The following is a 1,517-nucleotide window of genomic DNA, read 5'->3' as shown; positions in this document are numbered from 1 at the left end:
GCCATCAGCACCGACTTGATCTCGGTGTACTGGTCGAACACCGCGCGCCCCATCTCGCGGCCGATGCCCGATTGCTTGAAGCCGCCGAACGGCATCGAATTGTCGAGCACCGTATGGCAGTTCACCCACACCGTGCCGGCCTGGATCTTGGGGATCAGCCGATGCACCCGGGTGAGGTCGTTCGACCAGATGCTCGCCGCCAGACCGTAGGGCGTGTCGTTGGCACGGCGCGCGACCTCGTCCAGGTCGTCGTAGGGCATCGCCACCACCACCGGGCCGAAGATCTCCTCGCGCACCACCCGCATGTCGTCGCGCGCATCGACCAGCACCGTCGGCTTGACGAAGTAGCCGCTGCCTTCGCCCGCCTCGCCCCCGACCGCCGCCCGCGCGCCCTGCTCGAAGCCGCTGCGGATGTAGCCCAGCACGCGCTCTTGCTGCACCGCCGAGACCAGCGGGCCGAGCTGCGTGTCGGGCTCGATGCCCGCGCCCACCTTCATGCCGGCGGCGATGTTCGACAGGCCTTCGACCACCCGGTCGAACTTCTTCTTGTGGATGAACAGGCGCGAGCCGGCCGTGCACACTTGCCCGGAGTTGAAGAAGATGGCGTGCGCCGCGCCAGCCGCGACGGCATCGACGTCGGCGTCCTCGAGCACGATCATCGGGCTCTTGCCGCCCAGCTCCAGCGAGATGCGCGTCATGTTGTCGAGCGCGGCCTTGCCCACCAGCTTGCCGATCTCGGTCGAGCCGGTGAACGCCAGCTTGTTGATCCCGGGGTGCGCGGACAGCGCCGCGCCGGCGGTGTGGCCCAGGCCGGTGACGACGTTGAACACCCCGGCCGGGTAGCCCGCTTCCTCCACCAGCTCGGCCAGGCGCAGCGCGCTCAGCGGCGTTTCCTCGGCCGGCTTGAGCACCATCGTGCAGCCGCTGGCCAGCGCCGGGCCCATCTTCCACGCCGCCATCAGCAGCGGGAAGTTCCACGGGATGATGGCGCCGACCACGCCCACCGGCTCGCGCCGGGTGAAGCCCCAGAATTCGCGCTCGCGCACGATCGGCACCGACGGTTCCATGGTCTCGCCGCCGATCTTGGTCGCCCAGCCCGCCATGTAGCGCAGCGAGTCGACGACCAAGGCGACGTCGGCGAAACGCGCCACCGTCACCGGCTTGCCGTTGTCCAGCGCTTCGAGTTCGGCCAGTTCCTGTGCGTTCGCTTCGACCAGGTCGGCCAGCTTCATCAGCAGCCGCTCGCGGTCGACCGCCCGCATCGCCGCCCAGTCGCCGCCTTCGAAGGCCTGGCGCGCGGCGGCCACCGCGCGCTCGATGTCGGCCTTGCCACCGGCCGGAACCTTGGCAAACGCTAGCCCGGTCGCCGGGTCGAACACGTCCAGCGTGCCGCCCTCGCTCGCTTCGACCCATTCGCCGCCGATCGCCATGCGCTGCGGCTTGGACAGAAACCGCCGCGTCGCCTCGCTCACCGGCGCCTTCAGAGTGTCCATGTAGTCCTGCATGTCTCGTCTCCT

General features: G+C 69.4%; 1 protein-coding gene. It reads right to left on the bottom strand.

Going from position 1 to position 1,517, the window contains the following annotated elements; all coding sequences use genetic code 11:
• A partial coding sequence (locus tag C666_RS19015) for an aldehyde dehydrogenase family protein (protein ID WP_004350394.1) occupies positions 1 to 1,505 on the bottom strand: 1,505 nt, incomplete at its 3' end.
• Positions 1,506 to 1,517 lie beyond the last annotated feature (12 nt).

This window comes from Thauera linaloolentis 47Lol = DSM 12138 (assembly GCF_000310205.1).
Taxonomy (GTDB): Bacteria; Pseudomonadota; Gammaproteobacteria; order Burkholderiales; family Rhodocyclaceae; genus Thauera; species Thauera linaloolentis.
Note: the sequence above shows the minus strand (reverse complement) of the source record. Positions and strands in the feature narration are given on the sequence as shown.